Genomic DNA, 4,522 nt, shown 5'->3' with positions numbered 1-4,522 from the left:
GGCCAGGCCTCCGCGGCGCCGCCAGGGACGCCAGGCTGACCGGGCGGTGCGGCTAAACTTGACCTTCTGCACGGGAAATTCCCTGGTGGAAGGCGGTACATGTGCCTGGCGGGTTTGACACCGTTCTGGTCGTTGACTTCGGCGCGCAGTACGCCCAGCTGATCGCCCGCCGGGTACGCGAGTGCCACGTCTACTCGGAGATCGTCCCGTCCACGATGCCGGTCGCAGAGATGCTGGCGCGGCAGCCGAAGGCGATCATCCTGTCCGGGGGACCCGCGTCGGTCTACGCGCCGGGCGCGCCGGCCGCGCCGGCCGGGCTGTTCGACGCCGGCGTGCCGGTGCTCGGTATCTGCTACGGGCACCAGGTGCTGGTCAGGGAGCTGGGCGGAACCGTCGAGCGCACCGGCGCCGCCGAGTACGGCGGGACGCCGGTGCGGGTGACCGCCGGCGGCGGCCGGCTGCTCGCCGGGCTCGGCGACGGGTTCGGTGTCTGGATGTCGCACGGCGACACGTCCACGGTCGCGCCGCCGGGATTCACGGTGACCGCGCACACCGCGGCGACCCCCGCCGCGGCGGTCGAGGCGGCGGACCGCGGGCTTTACGGGGTCCAGTTCCATCCCGAGGTCATGCACACCGAGCACGGGATCACGATCTTGCGCCGCTTCCTCGAGGCGGCGGGGTGCCGGCCCACGTGGACGATGGTGAACATCGTCGAGGAGCAGACCGGGCGGATCAGGGAGCAGGTAGGCGGCGGGCGGGCGATCGCCGGGCTGTCTGGCGGGGTGGACTCCGCGGTCGCCGCGGCGCTGGTGCAGCGCGCCATCGGGGAGCGCCTGACGTGCGTTTTCGTCGACCACGGGCTGCTGCGCAAAGGCGAGGCGGAACAGGTCGAGCAGGATTTCGTGGCGGCGACGGGGGTCAGCCTGCGGGTGGTGGACGCCTCCGCGGCGTTCCTCGGGGCGCTGCGCGGTGTCACCGATCCCGAGACCAAGCGCAAGATCATCGGTCGGGAGTTCATCAGGGCCTTCGAGCGCGCCGCCAGGGAGATCACCGCCGAGGCCGGCGCGCACGGCGAATCCACCGAGTTCCTCGTGCAGGGCACGCTCTACCCGGACGTGGTCGAGTCCGGCGGCGGCGCCGGCGCCGCGAACATCAAGTCGCACCACAACGTGGGCGGTCTGCCGGACGACCTGAAGTTCCGGCTGGTTGAGCCGCTGCGCGCGCTGTTCAAAGACGAGGTGCGGCGGGTCGGCGAGGAGCTCGGGCTGCCGCCGGAGATCGTGTGGCGCCAGCCGTTCCCAGGTCCGGGCCTGGGCATCAGGATCATCGGCGAGGTGACCGCGCCGCGGCTGGAGATCCTGCGCGAGGCGGACGCGATCGCGCGGGCCGAGCTGACCGCGGCGGGACTGGACACGACCGTCTGGCAGTGCCCGGTGGTGCTGCTCGCCGACGTGCGCTCCGTCGGCGTCCAGGGCGACGGCAGAACCTACGGGCACCCGGTCGTGCTGCGTCCGGTAACCAGCGAGGACGCGATGACCGCGGACTGGGCCAGGCTGCCGAACGACCTGCTGGCCCGGATCTCGACGCGGATCACGAACGAGGTGCCTGAGGTGAACCGGGTGGTCCTGGACATCACGAGCAAGCCGCCTGGCACGATCGAGTGGGAGTAGCCACGGATTGGCTGGCGAGATGCCACGGTCCGTGTTGACGGGGTACGGACTGGCTACTAGTGTTCGGCATTAGCACTCACTGGTGTAGAGTGCTAATGCGACGAGGCAGGTCTGACACCCGCGACGGCAGGCCAACCCTGGTCGTCCATCGCAAGCAACTCACACAGTTACCCTTTCCGGAGGGGGAGGTCAGATCGTGACGACCGCCACCAAGGTTGTTCTCAAACCACTCGAGGACCGGATCGTGGTCAAGCCGCTTGAGGCGGAGCAGACCACGGCATCCGGACTTGTCATCCCGGACACCGCGAAGGAGAAGCCCCAGGAGGGCGAAGTCCTCGCGGTCGGTCCCGGCCGCTTCGACGACGCGGGCGCCAAGCGCGTGCCCGTCGACGTGAAGGTCGGGGACGTGGTCCTGTACAGCAAGTACGGCGGCACGGAAGTGAAGTACTCGGGCGAAGAGTACCTGGTGCTCTCGGCCCGCGACGTGCTCGCGATTATCGAAAAGTAGTCACGCGCCGGCACGTGGCCTCCGGCGGCCTCCCCGTCACGAACGGTGCGGGCGGCGGGAGGCGCGTCCGGCGTGCCAGTGCCCGCCTGATCCAACCGTAGGTTGAGGTAAGTCAATGCCCAAGATCCTCCAGTTCGACGAGGACGCCCGCCGCAGCCTTGAGCGCGGCGTGGACCGGCTCGCCGACACCGTAAAGGTGACGCTCGGCCCCCGCGGCCGCAACGTCGTCATCGACAAGAAGTGGGGCGCACCCACCATCACCAACGACGGCGTGACCGTCGCCAAGGAGATCGAGCTCGAGAACCCGTACGAGAACCTCGGGGCTCAGCTCGCCAAGGAAGTCGCCACCAAGACCAACGACATCGCCGGCGACGGCACCACTACGGCGACCGTGCTCGCGCAGGCCATGGTGCACCTCGGGCTCCGCTCGGTGGCGGCCGGCGCCAACCCGATGGACCTCAAGCGCGGCATCGACGCGGCCGCCGCTGAGGTCTCTGACCGGCTGCTCAAGTCCGCCCGCGAGGTGGAGGAGCAGCAGGAGATCGCGCACGTCGCGACCATCTCCGCACAGGACCCGAAGATCGGCGAGCTCATCGCCGAGGCGTTCGCGAAGGTCGGCAAGGACGGTGTGGTCACCGTTGAGGAGTCCCCGACGATGGGCCTTGAGCTGGAGTTCACTGAGGGCCTCCAGTTCGACAAGGGCTACATCTCGCAGTACTTCATCACCGACCAGGACCGCCTTGAGGCCGTGCTCGACGACGCCTACGTTCTGGTCAACCAGGGCAAGATCTCCTCGATGGCGGAGTTCCTGCCGCTGCTTGAGAAGGTCGCGCAGACCAAGAAGCCGCTGCTGGTGATCGCCGAGGACGTGGAGGGCGAGGCGCTCGCCACGATCGTCGTCAACAAGATCCGCGGGCTGCTGAACATCGTCGCGGTGAAGGCGCCGGGCTTCGGCGACCGCCGCAAGGCCATGCTCGCCGACATCGCGACGCTCACCGGCGCGACCGTCATCAGCGACGACCTCGGCATCAAGCTCGAGTCCGTCGGCCTGGACACGCTGGGCCGGGCCCGTCGCGTCGTAGTCACCAAGGACACCACCACCGTCACCGACGGTGCGGGTGACAAGTCCGCGATCGAGGAGCGGATCCGGCAGATCCGCACCGAGATCGAGGACACCGACTCCGACTGGGACCGCGAGAAGCTGCAGGAGCGGCTGGCCAAGCTGTCCGGCGGCGTCGCGGTGCTGCGCGTCGGCGCGGCCACCGAGGTCGAGGTCAAGGAGAAGAAGCACCGCGTCGAGGACGCCGTGTCCGCTACCAGGGCTGCCATCGAGGAAGGCATCGTCGCCGGCGGCGGCAGCGCGCTCGTGCACCTCGCGGCGGAGCTTGACGACCTCGGCAGGACCGGGGACGAAGCGACCGGCGTCGGCGTGGTCCGCAAGGCGCTGTCCGAGCCGGCCCGCTGGATCGCGCTGAACGCGGGCCAGGAGGGCTCGGTCGTGGTGGCGAAGATGGCGACGCTGCCCGTCGGGCACGGCTACAACGCCGCCACCGGCGAGTACGGCGACCTGGTAGCGCAGGGTGTTCTCGACCCGGTCAAGGTCACCAGGTCCGCCGTGCAGAACGCCGCGTCCATCGCCGGCATGCTGCTGACGACCGAGACGCTGGTCGTCGAGAAGCCCGAAGAGGAGGCGTCGGACGCGGACGCCCACGGGCACTCGCACGGCCACGCGCACTAGGAATTAGCCGCGCGGGTTCGCCTCTCACGCGGGGGCCACGGGAAACCGTGGCCCCCGCGTTGGCGTTCAGGCCCACATCGGCAGCGCATCCGGCGGCAGCGGCACGGTGAACGCGTTCAGCAGGAACGAGATCAGTGTGTAGTACCCGCACAGCGACACCAGCTCCACCATCCCGGCGTCGCCGAGAAGGCGGTGCGCCGCATCGTACGTCTCCTGGTCCACGCGGCCGGCGTCACCGAGCTGGCGGGCCACCAGGTACACGGCCCGTTCATCGTCGGACTCGAACGGCGGATCCTCGCCGCGCCCGATCGCGTCCACCACCGCGCCGGCGACGCCGTGTTCGCGCGCCATCGGCGCGTGCGCCCACCACTCGTACTCCGCCTGCCACCGCGCGCCGATCGTGATGATGGCGATCTCGGACAGCCGCCGCTCGATGGATGTGCCGAACCGGAGCGTCGCGCCGAGCGAGGACAGCCGCCGCCCGGCGCCAGGCGCCGTGACGAACGCGTTGAACGGCCCGGCCAGGCCGCCCTCGGGGGCCACGACCACGTCCCCACGGCCATCGACGATCCCGTCCCACAGCTGCTGGCCCTCGGGCCCCAGCTC

General features: G+C 70.0%; 4 protein-coding genes. 3 read left to right on the top strand and 1 reads right to left on the bottom strand.

Annotation, left to right across the window (positions count from 1 at the left end; genetic code table 11):
* Window positions 1-101: 101 nt before the first annotated feature.
* The 3 genes from guaA (at window position 102) to groL (ending at window position 3,916) form a co-directional block, all read left to right on the top strand.
* Entirely contained in the window at window positions 102-1,670 is a 1,569-nt protein-coding gene (gene guaA / locus WA805_RS25750) for a glutamine-hydrolyzing GMP synthase (protein WP_422327206.1), read from the top strand.
* Between the two features lie 193 nt (window positions 1,671-1,863).
* Window positions 1,864-2,178, top strand: a complete 315-nt coding sequence (gene groES / locus WA805_RS25745) for a co-chaperone GroES (RefSeq protein ID WP_422272727.1) — start codon at window positions 1,864-1,866, stop codon at window positions 2,176-2,178.
* A 115-nt stretch (window positions 2,179-2,293) separates the two neighbouring features.
* Window positions 2,294-3,916: a chaperonin GroEL gene (gene groL / locus WA805_RS25740; RefSeq protein ID WP_422272723.1), complete on the top strand. Its 1,623-nt coding sequence runs from the start codon at window positions 2,294-2,296 to the stop codon at window positions 3,914-3,916.
* A gap of 66 nt (window positions 3,917-3,982) precedes the next feature.
* Here the strand turns inward: groL and WA805_RS25735 are convergent.
* Window positions 3,983-4,522, bottom strand: a 540-nt coding sequence (locus WA805_RS25735; protein WP_425243634.1) for a carboxymuconolactone decarboxylase family protein, incomplete at its 5' end; no start/stop codon positions are given.

The sequence above is a fragment of the Trebonia sp. genome (genome assembly GCF_049794275.1).
Taxonomy (GTDB): domain Bacteria; phylum Actinomycetota; class Actinomycetes; order Streptosporangiales; family Streptosporangiaceae; genus Trebonia.
The sequence above is the reverse complement of the archived record's forward strand: the minus strand, read 5'-3'. Positions and strand labels throughout refer to the sequence as shown.

What these genes read in the sequence shown, in the direction of transcription:
- groL (WP_422272723.1), top strand. Translation starts at nt 2,294, where the DNA reads ATGCCCAAGATCCTCCAGTTCGACGAGGACGCCCGCCGCAGCCTTGAG.